The organism is Streptomyces sp. NPDC017936, assembly GCF_044328485.1.
Classification (GTDB): Bacteria; Actinomycetota; Actinomycetes; order Streptomycetales; family Streptomycetaceae; genus Streptomyces.
The window spans coordinates 20,609-40,317 of record NZ_JBIRHK010000017.1; the positions used below are offsets into that span (position 1 = coordinate 20,609).

14 protein-coding genes and 3 pseudogenes are annotated in these 19,709 nt (G+C 70.9%); 8 read left to right on the forward strand and 9 right to left on the reverse strand.

Going from position 1 to position 19,709, the window contains the following annotated elements; genetic code table 11:
- The first annotated feature begins 261 nt into the window (after nt 1–261).
- Nucleotides 262–1,080: a DUF4253 domain-containing protein gene (locus ACH4F6_RS30185; protein WP_397963533.1), complete on the forward strand. Its 819-nt coding sequence runs from the start codon at nt 262–264 to the stop codon at nt 1,078–1,080.
- A 95-nt stretch (nt 1,081–1,175) separates the two neighbouring features.
- Here the strand turns inward: ACH4F6_RS30185 and ACH4F6_RS30190 are convergent, their stop codons facing one another.
- Nucleotides 1,176–1,619 carry a transposase gene (locus ACH4F6_RS30190; protein ID WP_397963692.1) on the reverse strand — a complete coding sequence of 148 codons (444 nt, stop codon included), beginning with the start codon at nt 1,617–1,619 and terminating at the stop codon, nt 1,176–1,178.
- A gap of 175 nt (nt 1,620–1,794) precedes the next feature.
- Here ACH4F6_RS30190 and ACH4F6_RS30195 point away from each other — a divergent pair, with 175 nt between their 5' ends.
- Both ACH4F6_RS30195 and ACH4F6_RS30200 read left to right on the forward strand, forming a co-directional pair.
- Nucleotides 1,795–3,315, forward strand: coding sequence for a hypothetical protein (locus ACH4F6_RS30195; protein WP_397963534.1), 1,521 nt, complete (start codon nt 1,795–1,797; stop codon nt 3,313–3,315).
- Between the two features lie 1,008 nt (nt 3,316–4,323).
- Nucleotides 4,324–5,069: pseudogene (locus ACH4F6_RS30200) on the forward strand (transposase family protein).
- 251 nt (nt 5,070–5,320) lie between these two features.
- Here the strand turns inward: ACH4F6_RS30200 and ACH4F6_RS30205 are convergent.
- Nucleotides 5,321–6,535, reverse strand: coding sequence for a hypothetical protein (locus ACH4F6_RS30205; RefSeq protein WP_397963535.1), 1,215 nt, complete (start codon nt 6,533–6,535; stop codon nt 5,321–5,323).
- A 739-nt stretch (nt 6,536–7,274) separates the two neighbouring features.
- On the opposite strand from ACH4F6_RS30205, the pseudogene ACH4F6_RS30210 reads away from it, so the two are divergent.
- Nucleotides 7,275–7,617: pseudogene (locus ACH4F6_RS30210) on the forward strand (FAD-dependent monooxygenase); the annotation flags it as partial.
- A 47-nt stretch (nt 7,618–7,664) separates the two neighbouring features.
- On the opposite strand, the gene ACH4F6_RS30215 reads toward ACH4F6_RS30210, so the two are convergent.
- The 3 genes from ACH4F6_RS30215 to ACH4F6_RS30225 form a co-directional block, all read right to left on the reverse strand.
- Nucleotides 7,665–8,219, reverse strand: a complete 555-nt coding sequence (locus tag ACH4F6_RS30215) for a DUF305 domain-containing protein (protein WP_397963536.1) — start codon at nt 8,217–8,219, stop codon at nt 7,665–7,667.
- Entirely contained in the window at nt 8,195–9,565 is a 1,371-nt protein-coding gene (locus tag ACH4F6_RS30220) for a DUF1996 domain-containing protein (RefSeq protein WP_397963537.1), read from the reverse strand. Before ACH4F6_RS30220 ends, ACH4F6_RS30215 begins: the two co-directional genes overlap by 25 nt.
- Nucleotides 9,566–9,667: 102 nt before the next feature.
- Nucleotides 9,668–11,398 (reverse strand): discoidin domain-containing protein, encoded by a 1,731-nt coding sequence (locus ACH4F6_RS30225; protein WP_397963538.1) that lies wholly within the window; start codon nt 11,396–11,398, stop codon nt 9,668–9,670.
- 323 nt (nt 11,399–11,721) lie between these two features.
- On the opposite strand from ACH4F6_RS30225, the gene ACH4F6_RS30230 reads away from it, so the two are divergent.
- Nucleotides 11,722–12,714 (forward strand): LacI family DNA-binding transcriptional regulator, encoded by a 993-nt coding sequence (locus ACH4F6_RS30230; RefSeq protein WP_397963539.1) that lies wholly within the window; start codon nt 11,722–11,724, stop codon nt 12,712–12,714.
- 1,280 nt (nt 12,715–13,994) lie between these two features.
- Nucleotides 13,995–14,600 (forward strand): lytic polysaccharide monooxygenase, encoded by a 606-nt coding sequence (locus tag ACH4F6_RS30235; protein WP_397963693.1) that lies wholly within the window; start codon nt 13,995–13,997, stop codon nt 14,598–14,600.
- A 362-nt stretch (nt 14,601–14,962) separates the two neighbouring features.
- Here the strand turns inward: ACH4F6_RS30235 and ACH4F6_RS30240 are convergent, their stop codons facing one another.
- Nucleotides 14,963–15,478 (reverse strand): isocitrate/isopropylmalate family dehydrogenase, encoded by a 516-nt coding sequence (locus tag ACH4F6_RS30240; RefSeq protein WP_397963540.1) that lies wholly within the window; start codon nt 15,476–15,478, stop codon nt 14,963–14,965.
- A 296-nt stretch (nt 15,479–15,774) separates the two neighbouring features.
- Here ACH4F6_RS30240 and ACH4F6_RS30245 point away from each other — a divergent pair, with 296 nt between their 5' ends.
- Complete coding sequence (locus ACH4F6_RS30245) at nt 15,775–16,086, forward strand: hypothetical protein (RefSeq protein WP_397963541.1); 312 nt, start codon at nt 15,775–15,777, stop codon at nt 16,084–16,086.
- A gap of 4 nt (nt 16,087–16,090) precedes the next feature.
- On the opposite strand, the pseudogene ACH4F6_RS30250 reads toward ACH4F6_RS30245, so the two are convergent.
- The 3 genes and pseudogenes from ACH4F6_RS30250 to ACH4F6_RS30260 form a co-directional block, all read right to left on the reverse strand.
- Nucleotides 16,091–17,042, reverse strand: a pseudogene (locus ACH4F6_RS30250) (IS5 family transposase).
- Between the two features lie 62 nt (nt 17,043–17,104).
- The gene (locus ACH4F6_RS30255; RefSeq protein WP_397963542.1) at nt 17,105–17,749 is read right to left on the reverse strand and encodes a hypothetical protein; all 645 of its coding nucleotides are present in this window, start codon (nt 17,747–17,749) and stop codon (nt 17,105–17,107) included.
- Nucleotides 17,750–17,842: 93 nt separating this feature from the next.
- Nucleotides 17,843–18,199 (reverse strand): hypothetical protein, encoded by a 357-nt coding sequence (locus tag ACH4F6_RS30260; RefSeq protein ID WP_397963543.1) that lies wholly within the window; start codon nt 18,197–18,199, stop codon nt 17,843–17,845.
- A 412-nt stretch (nt 18,200–18,611) separates the two neighbouring features.
- Between ACH4F6_RS30260 and ACH4F6_RS30265 the strand changes: the two genes are divergently transcribed.
- Entirely contained in the window at nt 18,612–19,355 is a 744-nt protein-coding gene (locus ACH4F6_RS30265) for an SOS response-associated peptidase (protein WP_397963544.1), read from the forward strand.
- Nucleotides 19,356–19,709: the final 354 nt, after the last annotated feature.

Sequence of the window (19,709 nt, forward strand, 5' to 3'; positions counted from 1 at the left end):
CAAGATCGCAGATGCCCCACCAAACCGTGCTCGCTCACCGGGCGGCCGCACCAACCGACCTGCGACCGGTCCCGCCCGAGCCGCAGGCTCAGCGCCTGCCACCCGAGAGCCGTCTCCAGGGCGCCGCGAAGCACTGGCGGGACTGCATGGACGTGTGCGGCGGTCTGGACCAGATCCGTCTCCGGCCCGGCATGTGGCTGCCCGGCGCCTCATTCCAACACCAGCAGTTCATTGTCGGTGCATCCGCTTAGGGTGCCCGTCATGGACATGGGACTGCTGGCCGAACCACCTTGGGAGGGCCTTTTGCCGCCCGGTCGGTTGGTCACGTCTTTCGAAGGCAAGGGCGCCGTACAGCCCCTGTGGCTCAGTGACGGGCCGGCCACGGCCGAGCTGTGGACGCGGAGGCACGCTGAACACACGCGTTCCGGTCTGTGGCCGTTGCTGCTCGACTCGCTGGATCCGAGCGACGCCGAGTTCCGCCCGTGGGGTTCTGGGGAGGTCTTCCCCGAGAGGATGTCCTCTCCGGCAGGTCACGACCCTGCCGGCCTCCTCGCGCACTGGTGGGCGACCTACACGGCCGCCGACGAAGACGAGGACATGCTCGACACCAGAAGGCGTCTCGCCGTCACGGCCCCCTTCGGACAGACCTGGCCCGGCCTCGCGGCCAGCCGGCAGACGGCGATGAACCCCGATCAGCTGGCCGCCGAGTTCGCGCAGGTGTTCCTCGCCGACCAGCCGCAGACACGTCTGGGGCTGGTCGTTGCAGCGTCCGGTGCCGAAGCGCTGACGGCGGCGGGCTGGGCCGGTCCCGGCAACTACGGCAATGACACGGCGGAGTTCTCCGCGGTCGTCCGTGACTGGGAGCACCGGTTCGGTGCCCGTGTCGTCGCGGTCGGCTTTTCCACGCTGCATCTCAGCGTCGCCGCGCCGCCGGTGGACGAGCATGAGGCGCTCCTGGTCGCGGCCGAGCACTTCGCTTTCTGCCCGGACAACATCTGGCAGGGCAGCAGGCCCTACACGCTGGCCGCGTACGCCGAGCAGATCACCGGTGTCCATCGCTGGGATTTCTGGTGGGACTGACCCGCTTCCCCGGAACGCTTGCTCATCCCAGGTGAAGAGGCCCTCAAGTGCTCGCTGCGCTCCGGCCGGCTCCGCGAACTTTTTAAGGGGATGTCTCACGTGGTGAGTTTCGCGAGCTTCTTGTAGCAGGTGAGGGTGGCTGCGAGGCCGAGGAAGGCGAGGAAGCGTGATCTCTTTCCTTCGTACCGGACGGTGGGTCGGCGGTAGCCGAACAGCCAGGTGATTGACCGCTCAGTCTTCCAGCGGTACCGGCCGAGCCGCTCGCTCGGTTCGGTCCCGGGACGTGCGATGCGTGGGACGAGTCCGCGTTCGCGCAACCAGGTGAGGTGTTCGGCAAAGAAGTACGCCTTGTCCGCTCGGAGTTTGACGGGTTGGCGCCGCCGTGGCCCGCCGCGGGAGCGGACGGCGGGTATGCCGCGGATCAGCGGCTTGAGAGCCAGGCTGTCATGGGTGTTCACACCGGATACCGCGACGGCCAGGGGGATGCCCGGGGCCTCGGACAACACGTGCAGCTTGCTGCCCTTCTGGCCGCGATCGATCGGGTCGGCCCGGTCAGCGTGCCTCCTTCAGCCCGGACGAGGCAGCCTCGACGATCGCCGAGGCCCAGTCCAGCTCGCCCCGCGCACCGAGGTCGTCCAGGACTGCCCGGTGGAGCCGACGCCACAGCCCAGAAAGTCCCGACCTCATCATTCACGTTCCTGGCAGGATGCCTCTGTGCATCACATCCTGCGCGGGCTCGCCGCCAATCCAGCCCTGTCGCCCGACTTGGTCGACCGGCTGATATCCATCGCGGACGATGACATCGCCACGGAGCTCGCCTGTCGCGCGGACCTCAGCCGCGCCCAGGCGATCGCGTTGGCCGAGCGCGTCGACGAGAGCGCGGTGCAGCTCGCGTACGAGGGTCGGCTGACCACCGCCGACGTCGATCCCTTTGTCTGGCCGGATGCCGCCCTCGCCCTGCTCGACCAAGGTGTCGGCCGCCCGGAGTGGGCGCGTCTCCTCGCGGCGGACCCGGCCCGTGAGCGCCGGGAGAAGCTGGCAGCTTGCCCCGGTCTCCCGTCCGACGTGGTGGACACGCTCGTGGCGGACCCGGATGTACGTGTCGTCGCTGAACTCGCTTTGTGGACCACCCCGGACGTGGCCGCGAGGCTCGCCGCGCATCCGCACGCCGAGGTACGCCGCGCGGTGGCGGGCAACGAGGCGACGCCTCCCGCTGTACTGGCAGCGTTGGTGACCGGAGAGGGGCTGCCTGCGGCGCGACGCTGTCTGGTCTGTGACCGCGAGGAGACCCCCTTCGTTCACGATCCGCAGTGCCCACGGCTCGACTGCGATCTGCCGCCGGGCGCCTCCTGCGACGGCTCCCACGAGTCCACCGTCCATGACGTGCGGGAGGCGGCACTGCGCAACCCTGCCACCCCCATCGAAGCCGTCGTCGGCTTCGTGGACCATCCGTCGATGCTGTTGCGCTGGGCGCTCGCCGCCCGCCAAGATCTGTCCCGGCAGGCGTGTGCACGCCTCGCCTCGGACCCCGTTCCCGGTGTCCGCGCCGACCTCGCCGAAAATCCCGCGATCGACGATGCCCTGATCCGCGCGCTGGCCGGTGACCGTGACCCCGGCGTGCGCCGCAGGGTTGCGCACCATCCCCGCGTGCCGCTCGACGTGCTCACCCGCCTGGCCCGAACTGCCAAGATCGGCAGCACCCTTCTGCCCCGTATTGCCGCCGCTTCTCCCACCGAGGTGGAAGAACTGGCCAAGTCACCGGACCCGGCTGCCCGAATGCTCGTGGCCCAACTGCGCAATTTGCCGTCCGCGATACGCGACCGGCTGGCCGACGACCCCGACGCGAAGGTGGTCAAGGCCCTCGCTCCGCACCCCGGCCTCGGCGAAGCGCAGTTGCGCGCCATGGTCGACCGACACGGCGTCCGTGTCCTGGCCAAGGTGGCGACCAACCCGGACGCGCCCCCGGCACTGCTGGAGGAAGTGGTCCGGCACAAACCAACGGTGCAAAAGGTGTTCCGTGAGGTTGCCCGACATCGGGCGGCAACGGCCTCGGCGCTGCTCGTCTGTCTCGCGGACAGACAGGCGAGAGCCGTAGCCGCCAGGCATCCAGCACTCCCGCCACCGGTCATCGTAGAGCTGCTCGCCGACGCGGACTGGCAAGCAGCGGAAGCAGCAGCAGCCAACCCATCCCTGCCGCCTGCCGTGCTATCCGATCTGGTGTGCCAGCACGGATGAGCAATGCCCTCAGCCGCAAGGCAGAGGCAGCACGCCGCGAAGTCCTCGGCGACCTGTAACACCCCGGCCCACGGGGAGAGGAACCCGTGCATCAGAGGTGCCGCCTGTCGCAGCACGGCCGCAGGCGGCAGGAAGAGTTGCAGCGCGCCGACCTACCTGGCTTCGGGCGGCTGTTGTCGTCCAGCCCGGTCGGCTTTCCGGGAGCTTTGCCGCTGTTCGGGGAGGCCTCGGTGCAGATCGGGGAAGCGACCAGAACCTGCGCGGGGGCCCGGTGCGCGGATCGGCGCTCTGAAAGGTCTGCTTCCTTGACGAACAGGCCCGGCCCGTTGCTGCGGGCCGTGACCACTTCCCTGATGCCGGGTGGTGGTTCGCGGCGTGCAGAAACATGAAGTCGGCACGGGTGAAGCCGAGCATGTCACCGCAACCGCCGGTGAAGAAGCGGACCGAGATGTGCTCGCCGGACTGAGCTGTCAGCGCAAGCCCCCCCCCGAACGAGGGGTGTGGTGAGCGCCGGGCAGCGAAGGCCGGACGGTGACGGCACCTTGAGAATGGGCAGGGTTGGACCAGCAGTCGGCCGCGCGCAGGGGCGGGCGCGGCAGACACGGCACGGCCCCGCACCGCAGGGGTGCGGGGCCACAGGGGTGCGGGGCCGCAGGGTGGGGCCTGTCAGGACATCGCCGGGTGGACGTCGATGCCGGTCCGGTCGATGCCGTCCGCGCCGGAGGCGAGCTGGTGCAGGACGGCCCGGGCCTGGACCGGGTGGCGGAAGCCCTAGAACAGCCAGGTGGCATCGGCCTCGGTCAGATCCAGCTCGACGAGAGCGACCTCGTAGACGGGGGCGGGAGGGTGGCCGGGCTTGTAGGCGAGCGGCACGCCGTCGTCGAGGGTGAGTGAGCTCTTTCAGAGTGGCCACTGATCGGGTGACCGGCGGGCGTCCCGCAACGCACGAGGCTCCTGTGCCGTTGAGAGAGGTGTTCGACGTCTCAACTCATCAGCTCAGGAGCCTCGTTGGTTCCCTATCCTGCCTCACTCGACCTGCCTCACGCGCTGGTCGAGTGGGTAACCTCATCGTCACCCGTGAGGGTGACCGCCGCTGCAAGCTCCGGCCGCACCAGCGTGCTCTCGTCGCCCTGGTCTACCTCCGCCGGCACGACCCGCTCACGCAGATCGCCACCGGCTTCGGCATATCCGTCGGCACCGCCCACGCCTACGTCACCGCCGTCGTCGGCCACCTCTCCCGCCGAGCGCCCGGCCTACTGCGGGCCCTGCGGGAGACCGAGCCCGAGTACGTCCTGCTCGACGGAACGCTCGCCGAGTGCGACCGGGTCGGCGACAGCCGGGCCGACTTCTCCCACAAGCACCGCCGCCACGGCGTGAACGTGCAGGTCGTCGCCGATCCTGCGGGCAACCTGCTGTGGATCTCGTCTGCCCTGCCCGGCCGCACCCATGACCTGACCGCGGCCCGCGCCCACCGCATCATCCGGATCTGCGAACGCCAGGGCGTGCCCGTCCTCGCCGACCGCGCCTACATCGGCGCCGGCTCCTGGGTGACCACACCCATCAGACGCCTTCCGCACCAGGACCTCACCGCGACCCGGCGGACGATCGACCAGGCCCTGTCGGCGGCACGAGCACCCGTCGAACGAAGCGTCGCGCGACTGAAGTCCTGGCGCATCTTCCGCCGGTCCCGTTGCAGTCCCAACCGGATGACCGCCATCACCGCCGCCGTCCTCACCCTGGAGAGGCAACGCTGAAAGAGCTCACTGACTCAGTGACGACATCCCCTCAGTGGCACTGCAACGGCACTTCACAAGTGCTGAAACTTCTCACCGATGGAACATCGAGGTCAATAGCGCCCCTGCGCCAGCCCGCCCAGGAGATCGCCAGGGACTTGTTTTCATGAACTGCTGCATGGGGTTGCGGGTCACTTGATGGTGTCGGCGGAACCGCAACCCCAACGGACGGAGAGGTACCTGCGCGTGTTGGCGTGACTGGCTCAGACGCGTCATTGGTTTGGGAAATCTCTGGAGGGCCGGAAGATCTGAATGAGAAGCAGTCTCACCGGACCACGGCCCGGCTGGTGGACAAGTTCCTCGCCAACCCGCCCGACGGGCTCGGAGCCCTGTGGCACGCGCTGCCGAGGCCCTGGGAGGAGCCGCCACGGCCGGGCAGGACGGTCCTGCCCGGCCGTGGTCTGCGTCCGGACGTCAGCCGCGGAAGCGGGAGAGCCAGGTGCCGCCGGTCTTCTGCTCGGGCACGTCCTGGTCGTGCTGCTGGTGCTCGGGCCCGGCCTGCACGGCTTGACGCTCGGCGGTGATGGCGCGCTGCTTGCAGTCGTCGCACAGGTGCGGGTGGGTCTCACGCGGGGCGCTCCACCCGGCGGGCTCGATGGCCTTCCACCGTGCGTCGGTGAACCGGGTGCCGCAGTCGGCGCACACGGGACGGCGGGCCTCCCCCGTTCGGCCTTCTCCTGTGCGGTAATGCGACGCGGCTGCTCCTTGTACTCCTGCTGGCGGGCGGAGTGCTTGCGGGCGTCGTGGGCTTCGCGGCGCGGGTTGTCGATCGCCTCGAGGAGCGTCTGGTTCTGCGGTCGGCCGAAGCGCCGGAAGACCGCTCCGGCCGGGCCGTGCTCCTGGAGGTGCTCCATGCCGGTGACCACGATGGGCAGCTTGCCGTCGTACGTGTGGAAGCCGCCCTCGTAGGCGGTGCCCTTCCAGTGCCGCTGGGTCAGCTCGGCCAGCTGCGCGATGTCGGTGCCCGGGTCGCGCGGGCCGATCCGGTTGAAGACGAGCAGCGGCGGCGGGTGCGGCTGGTCGCCGTGGCGGCCGTCGGGCGCCCACCATCGGGTGCGCCACATCGGCCGCTCACGGCCGTCAAGGTCCTTCACCTTCCGCTGGCCGAACCGCGTGTACTTGTCGGTCTTCGCGGCGAGGACCTGGGCGGACTCGAAGCAGTTGCCGATCTCCGCGAACAGCAGCGGCACCCCGTCCCCGGACGCGGTGACGACGATGTCCGCCTGGGCGCCGCCCCTGCCCGGGTCGGACCAGGTGCCCGTCGCGGGCAGCGCCACCTCGGTCGCACAGGAGGCGACGGTGCCCAGCCCGTCCGGCGCGTCGACCGCCGTCTGCGCGGCGGCGAGGACGCCGGCCGGCTCGCCTGTGAGCTGGGACAGGTCCGGCTTCGGGCACAGCAGGGCGAGCACGGCTTCGTCGGCCGTCATCGGGTGGGAGGCGCCGGTGCGGGCCGCGCCGCGGGCCGCACCGCCCCTCTCCCCTCTCCCCCACCGGCCGCCCCAACCCGCGAGAAGCGGCCTTCAGGCCCGTGGGCGTCAGGTTGCGCAGCGTGCCCCCGTCCGGGACCTGCCCGCCGTTCTCCGCCAGACCGTGCTCGCGCAGATCGGACAGCGCACCCGTGTGCGAGGCGGTGCGGGCCTGCTTCCGCTTCGACGGGGTCGGCTTGTCGGTGTGCCGGTAGCTCAGGTGCGGGGCTGAGATCTGCTGGGTCTGTTCGAGCGTCGCGACCTTCAGCACCCCGAGCACGCGCGGCACGTCACCGCGCAGGTTGTTCGACGACCTCGCCGGGTTCTCCTCACGCTTGACCGCCATCAGCTGCGCTCCCTCCCCGTCGTCTGGCGCGCGCGGCCACCTGCCGAGCGCCGGCCGCGCCCGGCCGCAGGGGCACCCGGCCTCCGGACCCGATGCTCTCCTCCTCCACAGGCATCACCCAGAAGTTCAGGAGGAGAGAAGAGGGGTGTGGCAGCGCGGCGCACGTCCGAATCTGGGCGGTGACCTGGGGATTTCCCGTCCGGCTCGGTGCCGGGCACCGAAGTGGGTTCCGCAGTGCTCTCCCGAGTGCGCACCGCAGGAGGCCGGGGCGGCTTGCCCGGACTGGCCGGGCCCGTGGTCGGGGCGGGCGCGCCGGGTGCCTGCCGGGGGTCGGTGGGTGGTCACCGCGGTGGCTCCTTCCCGCGGCGCATCCACGCCCTGCCCGTCGGGCACCGCTGGGAGCGCGTCCCCGGCGTGGCCCTGCTCGGCGACGCGGCCCACCTGGTGTCCCCCTTGGCCGGCGGGGGCGCCGACCTGGCGATGCTGGACGGCGCCGAGCTCGCCGAGCTCGCCGAGGCCGTTGCCGCCCGCCCGGGCGACCCGGAGGCGGTCCTCGCCGCGTACGGGGGGAGGCGCTCTTCCCGTACGCGGCGGGGCGTCCGCCGCCGAGTCCGCCGTCAGCCTGGGGACGATGTTCGGCGAGAAGGGGCTGGAGCGGATGCTCGAGTTCTTCACGTCCGTGCGGGGCGGTGCGTGACGGCGGCTCCGCCCTCGCCCGACGGCGACGGCCGGGCGCGGGCGACCTCACGTGACCGCGTCGAGGCGGGTGATCTGCTCGGCCGCGGTCCTTTCGATCGCGGCGGCGAGGTCCTTCGCCTGCTCGGCGCTCCCCGACGTGCGTTCGCTCGCACACAGCATGCGGACCTGCACGAGGTGGGCCCGCATGCTCTCGGTGAGGAGGCGGTCGAAGTTCTCCCCGGACACGGTCTTCGCCCTGCGCACCGTGTCGAGGCTGACCATGCCGGGCATGTCGTGGCCCTCGTGGGGGCGGGTGTCGGGCACGCCCGAGAGCCGCAACAGCTCGCGCAGATCGACGAGTTCGTCCTCGAGTCCCCTTCCCGCGTCCTTCGCCCACCCGGCCAGGGCCGGGCGGCCGGCGCGTGCGGGCGCCAAGTCGGTGAGCAGCTCGGCCCGTTCGTCCATGGGAATCATCAGCTGGATCCACGCGGTGTCGGTGTCGTTGAAGGCGGCGGGCGCGGGCCGGTCGGCCGCCGGCTGCGGGGTGCAGCCGGCGACCGCCAGGCCCAGGAGCAGGGCGGCCGCCGTCCGCCGGGTCAGAACGTTCCGGCGGAGTTGCACTTGGCGCTCTGCACGATGCAGTCCTTCACGCGCTGCCCGAGGGCCGCGGTGTCCCAGGCGTTGAAGAAGTCCCCGTGGATGGACGAGGCCATGCCCGACGCCAGGGAGAACCCGTCGGCGCTCCCGCTGGTCGGGTAGCTGATGACGAACGAGACCGACGGGATGGCGACCGGGTAGGCGCCGCTGCACTTGCCGTCGTAGGTGAAGGCGACGTGCGACTTGTGGTCCGGGCTGTCGAGGTGCTTGCCGTCCCAGCAGTCCGGGAACACCAGCTGGTACACCAGCTTGGCGGTCGGCGCGCACAGCGGCCAGTTGCCGTCGCCGCTGCGGCCGGTCTCGCCGCCCGGTCCGGCGCACCAGAACTGGTTGGGCGAGCCGGCCGGGGTCGCCACCTGCAGCTTGGCGTTGCCCGCGATCATGCGGAAGCCCTGCGGGAACGGCACGGTCGCCGTGGGGTCGGGCAGCCGCGACCCGTAGTAGACGATCATCCCGTCGGGTTCGACCGCCTTGCCGCGCTCGTAGAGCGTGGGGATCCAGTAGGCGGAGAGGTCCTTGGCGGGTGTGCAGCTCGTGCCCGTGTTACCCAGCAGGCTCTGGGTCGTGGAGAAGGCGTCGGTGCTCTTGTTGCCGAAGAAGCTGTGCATGTGGGACGCGCCCGGCAGACCGGGGGCGACGATCGGGTCGTCCGGCTTGGAGTGGCTGTAGGTGCAGGTGGCGTTGAACTCGGGGACGCGCACCGCGTTGGCGGGCACGGGCGCCGGGGTCATGGCCCGGAACTGGGTCAGCTGGGCCTGCCACTTGGCCTGGTCGACGTCGACCCAGCCCGGCGCGGGCTCGTCGCCGCCGCTGACGAACGACAACCAGTTGATGTTGACGAAGTCGCCGGGCGTGGTGCTGCGCAGCACCGCGAACACGGTCTGGGGCCCGCTCGGGTGGGTGGTGACGTCGGCGCTGCGGGTCGCCCAGGTCTGCCAGCCCCCGGTGGGGCTGACCTGGATCACGGCGAGCAGGGGTCCGGTCAGGGAACCGGTGCGCAGCTCGACGGAACCGGTGCCCGTGGCGGAGGCCACGCGCGCCGACACCGTCAGACGGCCGGCGGCCCCGAGGTCGACCTGGTCGAACCGCATCCAGTCGCCGTCGGCGAGGTAGGCGGCGTTCTGCCCGCCGCCCATGTCGGCGGTCGTCTCCAGGGCGACGCCGGACTGTGCCGCGTAGGACTCGGCCTGGACGGTGATCGTGGCGGCCCGCGCGGCGGGGGCGCCGAGGGTGATGCCCAGGGCGGCGGCCAGGGCGATCGCCAGGGCACCGACCAAGACGGGAGAGAGATATAAGGGGTATCTGCGCATGTCACTTCCTCATCGGAGGGGGCGGGGCGTGGTGCGGCTGCGGTCCGGCCCGCGACCGAGGTGTCCGGGCCGGACCTGACAAGGGGGCCGGTGCCGGCTGCGCTACTGGTACACGCGTACGTAGTCGACGAGCATCCGGGACGGGAACGGCGTCGACGCGTCGGTCGGGCCCGGCCAGTCGCCGCCGACCGCGAGGTTGAGGATCATGTAGTGCGGGTGGTCGAAGATCCAGGGACCCCGGGTGCGCTCCACCTGGTCCTTGTCCAGGGTCAACACGATGCGCCCGTCGAGGCTGAAGACGATGCCCTTGCTGTTCCAGTCGGCGGCCCAGGTGTGGAAGTCGTCCGAGAAGTCGGCGCCCGACGGCAGCCGGTACGGCGAGCCGATCCCGCCGCCGCCGTTGTAGGCGGGGGCGTGCACCGTCGAGTAGGCCGTCTTCACGTCCTTGCCGAGGACCTCCATGATGTCGACCTCGCCGTTGTACGGCCACGGACGGCCGGTGAGGAAGTCGGCGCCCATCATCCAGAACGCGGGCCACAGCCCGTTGCCCTTGGGCACCTTGATGCGCGCCTCGACACGCCCGTAAGTGAACTGGAAGGTGGCACCGGTGTTCATGCGGGCCGAGGTGTACTGGCAGGTGGTGCTGCCGGTCAGCGGGTCCGGCGGGCAGGCCCGGCCGGGGCTGGCCTCCTTGCGGGCCTCCATGACGAGGTGGCCGCCGCCGTCGAGCGCGGCGTTGCGGTGGTCGGTGTAGTACTGCAGTTCGCCGTTCTGCCCGGTGCCGGGGTCGGCCCGCCACTTCGCCGGGTCGGGCTTGCTGCCGGCGGCTCCGTCGAAGTCGTCGCTCCACACCAGCCGCGGCGGCTGCGCCGGTTCCGGCGGCAGCGGCGGCGCCGGGACGGGGGCGCCTCCGGTGCCGTACACCTGGAACTCCCACAGGGAGTAGCCGTAGGGGGTGGCGCGTTCGGTGCCGTACATCCGTACGTGGCGTCCCGTGCCGGAGACCGCCAGAGTCTGTTTGAAGCCGGTGCCGGACGTGGTCGAGTAGACGGGCGTCCAGTCGGTGCCGTTGGACGAGACCTGGATCTGGAAGGACTTGGCGTAGGCCGGGTCCCACTGCAGGACGACCTTGCTGATCTGCGCGGTCGCGCCGAGGTCGACGGAGATCCAGCCGGGGTCGGTCCAGCCGGTGGTGGAGCTGGTCGCCCACCGCGAGGCGGGGTCGCGGTCGAAGGCCCGGGCGGGCGTGCACTCCCAGCAGTTCTGGTCGCTCTGGGAGGACGAGGCCGCGCCCGTCTTCCCGTACGACAGCAGTGTGTCCCCTCCGCCGCCGCCCGGGTCGCCGCCGGTGCCGCTGGTACCGAAGACCTGGAACTCCCAGAGGGAGAAGCCGTATCCGGTGCCGCGCTGGGTGCCGTACATGCGGACGTAGCGGCCGGTGGCCGAGAGGGTCAGGTTCTGGGTGCCGCCGGTGCCGTCCGTCGTCTCGTGGACGGTGGACCAGGTCTCGGCGTCGTCCGAGACCTGGATGCGGAAGGCCTTGCCGTAGGCGGCCTCCCACTGGAGGGTCACGCGGCTGATGCGGGCCGGGGCCCCGAGGTCGACCCTGATCCACTGGGGGTCGGAGAAGGCGCTGGACCAGCGCGTCGCCGGGTTGCCGTCGACGGCTCCCGGCGCGCCGAACGGGTCCTCGGTGCTCGACGCGACGACGGGCCGGCCCTGCGACAGCAGGGTCTCGGCGGCGTGCGCCCGGGGCGCGGGCAGGCTGACGAGGGTGAGCAGGACGGCCGCGAGGACGGCGGGTAAGCCGATGCGGCGGAGCAGGGGATGCACGGGCGACTCCTCAGTGGGGGAAGGGTGAGGGAGCGCTCCCTGAGGGGTGAGAATGAGCCGGTCCCGATGGACTGTCAAGACTTTGAGCAACAGGCCCGTAACACCCCTGACGCACACGGGCCGTGCCGGGGAACGGTTTCTGAGATCCACTTCGGCGGTGCGCACGGCACCCGTCGACAGGCGGCCGGAAGGAGTCGGTTGACGGCGAGTTCCCCCACCGGGATGCGGAAAAAGGGGCCGTTGACAGGCGGATCGGGCCGAGGTCATCCTGAGGGGAAAACGCTCCCTGGACTCGAGGACCGGGCACCGGCGATCGGAAGGCGATGAAACGACCCACGCTCGCGGTGGTCGCCGCCCGGGCCGGCGTGTCCAAGTCGAGCGTCTCCCGGGTCATCAACGGGGAGACCACCGTCGCGCCGGAGATCCGGGACGTCGTCATGCAGGCGGTGCGGGAACTCGGGTACGTGCCGAACGCCGCGGCCCGCAACCTGGTCACCCGCCGCACGGACGCCGTGGCCGTGGTCGTCTCCGATCCGCCCAAGGGCGTGGTGTCCGACGACCCGCTGTTCTCGACCGTGGTGCGCACCGTCAGCCGGGAGTTGGAGGCCGTCGGCAGACGCGTGGTGCTGATCCTCGCCGAGTCCGACGAGAGCCGGGCCCGGGTGGAGCGCTACGTGGCGGGGGGCCACGTGGACGGCGTGATGCTCGTGGCGCTGCACGGCGCCGATCCCCTGCCGGCCGCGCTCGCCCGCATGGGCCTGCCCGTCGCGTCCTTCAACCGCACCGCCGCGACGGACGTCCCGTACGTGGCGCTGGACAACGCGGGCGGCGCGGAGCTGGCCGTACGGCACCTGCTCGACCGGGGCAGACGCCGCATCGCCACCATCACCGGGCCGCTGGACCTGTACGAGTCCCGTGAACGGCTGGAGGGGTACCGGGCGACCCTGCGGGACACCGGGCGCCGCTCGATCGTCGCGCTGGGCGACTTCACCCGGGTGTCGGGCGCGGAGGCCATGCGGCAGCTGCTCGAGGACGACCCGGACCTCGACGCGGTGTTCGCGGCCAACGACCTGATGGCCATCGGGGCGTTGCGCACCCTGTACCGGGCGGGCCGCCGGGTCCCCGACGACGTGGCCGTCGTCGGGTTCGACGACATCGAGGCCGCCGCCTACACCACGCCCGCGCTCACCTCGGTGCGCAGTTCCATGGCCGACCAGGCCACCGCGACGGTGCGTCTGCTGCTGGCGCTCATCAAGGGCGGCCCGAGGAAGCCGGTCATCATGCCGAACGACCTCGTGGTCCGCGAGTCGAGCTGAACGGACGGCGGACCGTTCGGGACCCCGCCGCTCTCGCGTGCGTGGTCCGGCGTCGTGCTGCGACGAGCACGGCGCCGGGCCGGAACGTGCACCCGCCGCGCCTCAGCGCGTGGCGGTCGGTTTCAGGGTCGCCGGACGTCCGGCGGACGCTTCGGGTACGCCGGTCTCCGCCTCGTCGGAGGACGCCGCGAGGGGCTCCTCCACCTTCCCTGCGGAGATGCCCTGTCGTGCGGTGACCGGTGCCGGGACGGGTGCGGGCGTGGCGGTGGAGCCCGGTCGCCTGCAGCAGCAGGTCCCGCCGTGACGCCTCGCCCTTGAGGTGGTCGAGCGCACGGATCCGGACAAGCCGCTCGGCGTTCGGCAGCTTCGGCCGGGCCCGGGCCCAGAAGTCCTGGAGCGAGGTGGAGGGCTGCACGGCCGCGATCCGCCTGCCGCAATCGGACGGCAGCTCCTGGCGGGCCTGTCCCGGTTACCTGGCGTCGGCCGCGCGATGAGGACGCACGACGGCACCGGCTCGTGCAGATCCCTTGTCGCGCTCACCGGCGGCCGGCACCCGCCGACCGAGTTCCGCGGGCGGCGGTGTGACGAGCGGGGGCCGGGTGCGGGGCGCCGCTGTGGTCGGCGAGTGCGAACGGTGCCGGCGGTCAGGCGGGGCACGGCGTGGAGGAGGACGTGTCCGGCGGCGACCGCGAGTGCGTGGGCCCGGACAGCGGTCAAGGTGGGGGCAGACGACGACATCGGTCCCGGCCCGCGGGGCGTGGCCGACGTGGAACTCGGCACCGCGGAATGGGCCGACCGGTTCAACCGTCAGCGCCTCCACCGTGCGATCGGTGACGTTCCGCCCCACGAGCATGAGCAGGAGACCGACCACTACGCTCCACGCCAGTCCCCACCGGCGGCTGGAGCCAACGCACAGAGCCTGCACCGGCCCCGGAGCGGTTGATGTGGTGGAACCGGACAGCCCTCACGCCAGAACCAGGTCCCGTTGCCGTGCTGCGCACTCCCCTCCCCGGCATCGCCCCGCACACCAGTCCAGGCCGCGTCCTCGCTTTCCGGTCCCGGGAACGGTTCTGACTCCCGGCTCACGGCAGGTTCCCTGCTCACCGCCCGCCCCTGTGATCAACTTTGTTTGTTTCATTGACATTTCACTCGGAAGACGTACGTTGGGAGCGCTCCCATGACAGTTTTGCCACTGGAAGGAGTCCCCCCACATGCGCAAACAGAGTCCGTTGACCGGGCGTTCACGGTCGTCCCTCCGCCGGCCTCTCCAGGCGCTCGTCATGGTGTTCGCCGTGGTGGTCGGCGCACTGGCCTGGTCGGCCCCCGCCCAGGCTCACGGCACCATCGTCAACCCCGCCTCCCGCGCGTACCAGTGCTGGAAGACGTGGGGCAGCAACCACACGAGCCCGGCCATGCAGACCGAAGACCCCATGTGTTACCAGGCGTTCCAGGCCAACCCCGACACCATGTGGAACTGGATGAGCGCGCTCCGCGACGGCCTCGGTGGCCAGTTCCAGGCGCGGACCCCCGACGGGACGCTCTGCAGCAACAACCTCTCGAGGAACGCCAGCCTGGACAAGCCCGGGCAGTGGAAGACGACCAACGTCAGCAACAACTTCACGGTCCAGCTGTACGACCAGGCGTCCCACGGCGCCGACTACTTCAGGGTCTACGTGAGCAAGCAGGGCTTCAACCCCAAGACCCAGACCCTGGGCTGGGGCAACCTCGACTTCATCACGCAGACCGGCCGCTTCGCCCCGGCGCAGGACATCAGGTTCAACGTCAACACCTCCGGCTACACCGGACACCACATCCTGTTCGTGATCTGGCAGGCCTCGCACCTCGACCAGGCCTACATGTGGTGCAGCGACGTGAACTTCGGCTGAGCCGGAGAGCGCCGCACACGGTACCGGCCCCTGCCGGGCGCCGGTGACCCGCGCCCGGCCGACCGAGCCCCGTCGGGGCAGGAGACCCATCTGGTCACCCTGCCCCGACGGGGCTTCCTGCGCTCTTGGTGTGAACACACCCGAGCGACGTTGCCGGCGTGCCGCACGGAGGGCGGCGCGCTCCCGGCCAAGGGCCCGGCGTCATCGGCCGGCGAGCAGGCCCGCAAGGACGCCGTGCCCGTACGACACGTGCCCGGCGAGCGGGCGCACCGGGTGGCCGCGGTGTGGCACGCGCCGCACCGCGTACCGCCCGCCCACGGCGGTCTGCTTGCCCTTCCGGCGACCTTGCGCGCCGCTTTCGGTCAAGCGTGACGAGCAGCTCGCCGAGACGAACCGGCCGCTGTGCTTCGTCGACGAGGTGCCCGCTTACGTGGGGGGAAGCCGGCGGGGCCGTCAGTGACGAACAGGGCGGAGCCCGAGGAGCCGGTCAAGGCCGACGACCACGGCTGCGACACCGCCCGGTACGTCGTCGCTGGACTCGACCTCGTCGGCGAGGCGCGTATTCGGTCGCCGCGCCGACGGGGTTGGCCAGGGCCCTGTCCGGCGATGTCGGGGGCAAAGCCGTGGACGGGTTCGAACATGCTGGGGAAGCGGCGTTCGGGGGTGAGGTTGGCGCCGGCGGCCGGGCCGAGGCTGCCGGCCGGGGCGCTGCCGAGGTGGCAGAGGATGTCGGCGTTGAGGTCGGAGGCGACGACGGCCGACAGGTCCTCGGGGTGCAGGACGAACTGGGCGGACATGGCGTCGACCAGGACGCTCTCGGTCTCGACGCCGGGGCAGTCGGCGGCGGCGCGCTGGAAGACGTCGTCCCACAGGACCATGCCGTACTGCTGGGCGTTGCTCCTGGTGTGGTGACCGAGGAGACCTTGCAGCGGGTGCGGGTGCGGGTGCGTGCGAGGCCGAAGGCGAAGCGGACGATGCGTTCGCAGCCGATCTCGGTGAACAGGGCTGACCAGGACTTGTCCGGCCGATCATGGCTGTAGGCAGTCGGGCATGATGCCCGGGTGAGCGTCATCGTGAAGTTCTTCATGGCGCCGGACGACACCTGGCCCTCCAGTCCGGGCCGGGACGGGCATTCGAGTCGCTCTCCTTCGGCAACTTCGATCCCGAAGAGGCCGTGGTGGAGTGGGAATGTCTTCTGGCCGACGGCAGCTTCGAGGAACTCGTCGAGGCTGGTGAGCCCCGCATCGTCGCCGGCCAGGACAATGACGGGTGCGTCGTCTTCGCATTCTCGCCTCGCCTGTCCACTGCACTCGCGGACGCCGGGCACGCCAGGTTGCGAGACGTCGCCGCCTCGTGGATTCGGCTGCGTGCGGAGGACGGCGAGGTCATCGGCACGAAGATCGCCGACGCGATCATGGGCGATCTGGCTGCTCCCGTCAGCAGCGCCCGGCGCCAGAACCAAGGCGTCTACTGCTGGGTCGCGTAGTAGTTCATGTTCGGAGCCAGATTGCGACGGCCACGGCGGTGGCGGTGCCGGGGAAGACGTAGCCGCGTTTGTCGTAGCGAGTGGCGACCGCTCGGGACTGTTTCATGAGGTTGATCGCCCGCTCGACGGTATTGCACTTCTTGTAGCGGTCCTCGTCGAAACTGGGCGGCCGTCCACCGCGTGCGCCTTTGCGCAGGCGGGCCGCCTGGCTGTCGGTCTTCTCCGGGATGGTGTGGCGGATTCCCTGCCGCCGCAGGTACTCACGGATGGGGCCGTTGCTGTAGGCCCTGTCGGCCGCAAGGCTGTCTGGCTTCTTGCGTGGTCGTCCCAGGCCCGGTCTGGGCACTCGGATCTTCTCCAAGACCGGCTTGAACTGGGTGCAGTCCGCCCGCTGACCTGGTGTGACGACCAGAGACAGCGGGCGGCAGCGGCCGTCCGCGCTCAGGTGGAGCTTGGTCGTGAACCCGCCCGCGAGCGGCCCAGGCCCTCACCTCCCGCACCACCTCCGCCAGGCGGGCGACGAGGCTCTGCCACGGCGTCTCGTCCTGGTGTTCTGCCGGCACGTCCCCCTTTGAGGAGGGAGCCGGCGGCGGGTCGGTGCGGGCGCCGGCGGCGTGCTGACGCGCTCGCACAATGGTGGAGTCGACGGAAATGTCCCAGTCGATCTCACCCGTCGCATCGGCCCCGGCCTGGACCTGCCGGAGCAGGCGTTCCCGGGCCCCGTCCGCCGGCCCCAGGCGGTGGCGTTCACAGACCGTCTTCCACGGCCCGAACCGTTCGGGCAGATCACGCCACCGCACCCCGGTCCGCACCCGGTGCAGAATCCCGTCAATCACCTGCCGGTGATCCCGCCACCTTCCACAACGACCGTTACTGACACGCAGAAACGACCGAAGTCGCTCCCATTCGGCATCCGTCAGGTCACCCCGCCCATGACCACGTGAACGATTCGACAACGGAGTAGTCACATGATCAGCTGGAGGTGACAATCTTGCCGACCTCGCCGCCGGGGGCGTGGTCATCGGTCGGAACGGCTGATGGTCCCCGGTGCGCGGCCCGCGAGCCAGACGGCGATCCGCTTCTGCAACTCCTTGTCGGCGCGGGGACAGTCCCAATGTGCGTACCATTCCAGCTCCTGCAGGACGTTCTCAGAGCGGGCCGGGTGGCACACCGCGACCACGTCGACACCGACCTCGCCGGTCGAGCAGCTGATGTACACACTGCTGTCGAGCGCCATCATGCCGAAGCCCGGGTGGCCCGCACGTACGCCGAGGAACGCCGATGCCGCACCCCGGCCCATGATGTCCCAGCGGTCCATGAGCCGGACCCGGGTCCAGACCTCCGGTGCGGCACGGCGGCCATAGGGCTGGTTCCTCTTCTGCAGGGCGGCTTGGTGCGTGTGCATGCCGTGGGGAAGCAGGACGAGGAACTCGCGCCGGGGGTCGAGAAGACCGGAGGAGACCGCCAGGTCGTACCAGTCCTCGTTGAGACGCTCGACGAGCCGTGGGGTTTCGTACCGGTGGGAGAAGCGTCCGACGATGTCCTCGGGGCGATATCCGAAGACGAACGGCATCGTGCCGTCCGGCACTGCGTCCGGGATCACCTCGAGGCCGGCCCGCCGCAGCGGCCGGTACATCTTGCGTTCACGCTCCTGGATACCCACCAGTCACTGTTTACCAGGGCCAGCGCGCCAAGAATCCTCCGGCCCGGCGCTTCCTTGTGTCCCTCCCGACCCCCGGATCAGACCGGTACAGAATCAGCCGCATGATCGGCCGGACAGGCCTGAGACGGCGACTTCGCCACCGGGCCCGCGGCCAAAGAGGTTGCAGCCGCCGAGACCGGCGTATTCGCCCTCGTTGTTCTCGCGGACGACGACCCAGTCGAGTTCGGTGTCGTCGGCCTTGCGCAGCGGGCTGGTGATGCCGGGCAGGAAGTGGAACGGACGGACGTCGGCCCACTGGCCGGATCTCTGGCAGATCTTCAGCCGCAGTCCCCACAGGCTGATGCGATCGGGAACGGCGGGCCACGACGACGATGCCCACGGCGCCGGACCCGACCGGCACCCCCCACCGCCAACGGGCCAGTGAAACCGGCCACACACGCAGAGGTCCACGACCGAAAACCGATGCCCCGCACAGGCACAACCCATGAGCCTGCCCGCCCGCGGCCCGCCACTAAAACCATCCCGGCCGCCAGGCGGCCTCACCCGCGCGGCGGCCGGGCAGCCTCGGCGAGCGGCCGTCGTGGGCGGAGAGGCCGTCCCCGACGCTCTTCACGATGTTTCCTTTCCGCCCGGGGGCCGGCGGGAACACAGAACGGCCGCGCCGTCACCGTCTCGCCCTGCCCGGCCAGAAGCGCCGGGCGGATACTCCGGGTACGGCACGAAAGAGGCGCTCAAGGGGGTCTGCAGGCGACAGGGCGGGATCGCGGCACTGCCTCTCCCCCGGCGGCCCGGCAAAGGACACGTCCGCCCGGTCACCGACCCGGTGCCTCGTCGAGGGGCCGGTCGGTGAGAGAGTGGTCGCATGTGCGGTCGGTACGTCTCCACCCGGCGCCCGCAGGACCTGGCGCAGTTGTTCCACGTCGCCGAGTGGCCCTCCACAGAGGCGCTCGCACCCAACTGGAACGTCGCCCCGACCAACGACGTCTGGGCCGTCCTGGAACGCGCCCCACGCGACGACGGCGGTGCCGCAGCGCCCCTGAGGGAGCTGCGGCCGCTGCGCTGGGGCCTGGTGCCGTCCTGGGCGAAGGAGCCGAAGATCGGCGCGCGGATGATCAACGCCCGGGTGGAGACCGTGCACGAGAAGCCGGCGTTCCGCCGCGCGTTCCTCAAACGCCGCTGCCTGCTTCCGGCGGACGGCTTCTACGAGTGGCAGCCCGGCAAGGACCCGGCCACCGGCAAGGCCCACAAGCAGCCCTACTTCATCCACCCCGAGGACGACCAGGTGATGGCGCTCGCCGGCCTGTACGAGTACTGGCGCGACCCGGCCGTCACCCAGGACGACGACCCGGCCGCCTGGCTGATGACCTGCACCATCATCACCACCGAGGCCACCGACGCAGCCGGCCGCGTGCATCCGCGCATGCCCCTGGCGCTCGCCGAGGACCACTACGAGGCCTGGCTCGACCCCACACACCAAGACCCCGACGAACTGCGCGCACTCCTCGGCCGGCCCGCCGGCGGACACCTCGATGCGCGCCCGGTCTCCACGGCCGTCAACAACGTCCGCAACAACGGCCCCCACCTCCTCGACGCGGTCAGCCGGTGACGGCAACCGCACCGTGCCGACGCGTACGGCCGGCTTCACCGCGCACCCGAAGTGAGCAGCAGCCGCGTCGGTGGCGAGGACGCGGCACCCACGCACACACCGCACCGCGGGCCGCCCCGGCCCGGGCCCCGAAGGACGTGCCGTGCTCAACGCCGCTGGAGCGGCGGAGGCGTCGACCGGGTTCGGCTACATCGGTTGTGGGGTCGGCAGCAGTACGCACGGATCACCGGCCCCGTCAGGGAAGGACGCCGGAGAAAACCTGAACAGACAAGAGCGCGCGGACGTGGTGGACCGGGAGATCACCGCGCGGCTGCTGCCCGATGCCGTGGTGACGGCTCCGGGCCGCTGGTGGAC

Bases quoted from the DNA above. Each gene is read 5' to 3' on its own strand.
- ACH4F6_RS30185 (WP_397963533.1), top strand. From the start codon at position 262: ATGGACATGGGACTGCTGGCCGAACCACCTTGGGAGGGCCTTTTGCCG.
- ACH4F6_RS30205 (WP_397963535.1), bottom strand. From the start codon at position 6,535: ATGACGGCCGACGAAGCCGTGCTCGCCCTGCTGTGCCCGAAGCCGGAC.
- ACH4F6_RS30220 (WP_397963537.1), bottom strand. From the start codon at position 9,565: ATGCGCAGATACCCCTTATATCTCTCTCCCGTCTTGGTCGGTGCCCTG.
- ACH4F6_RS30230 (WP_397963539.1), top strand. From the start codon at position 11,722: ATGAAACGACCCACGCTCGCGGTGGTCGCCGCCCGGGCCGGCGTGTCC.
- ACH4F6_RS30235 (WP_397963693.1), top strand. From the start codon at position 13,995: ATGGTGTTCGCCGTGGTGGTCGGCGCACTGGCCTGGTCGGCCCCCGCC.
- ACH4F6_RS30240 (WP_397963540.1), bottom strand. From the start codon at position 15,478: ATGGTCCTGTGGGACGACGTCTTCCAGCGCGCCGCCGCCGACTGCCCC.
- ACH4F6_RS30265 (WP_397963544.1), top strand. From the start codon at position 18,612: ATGTGCGGTCGGTACGTCTCCACCCGGCGCCCGCAGGACCTGGCGCAG.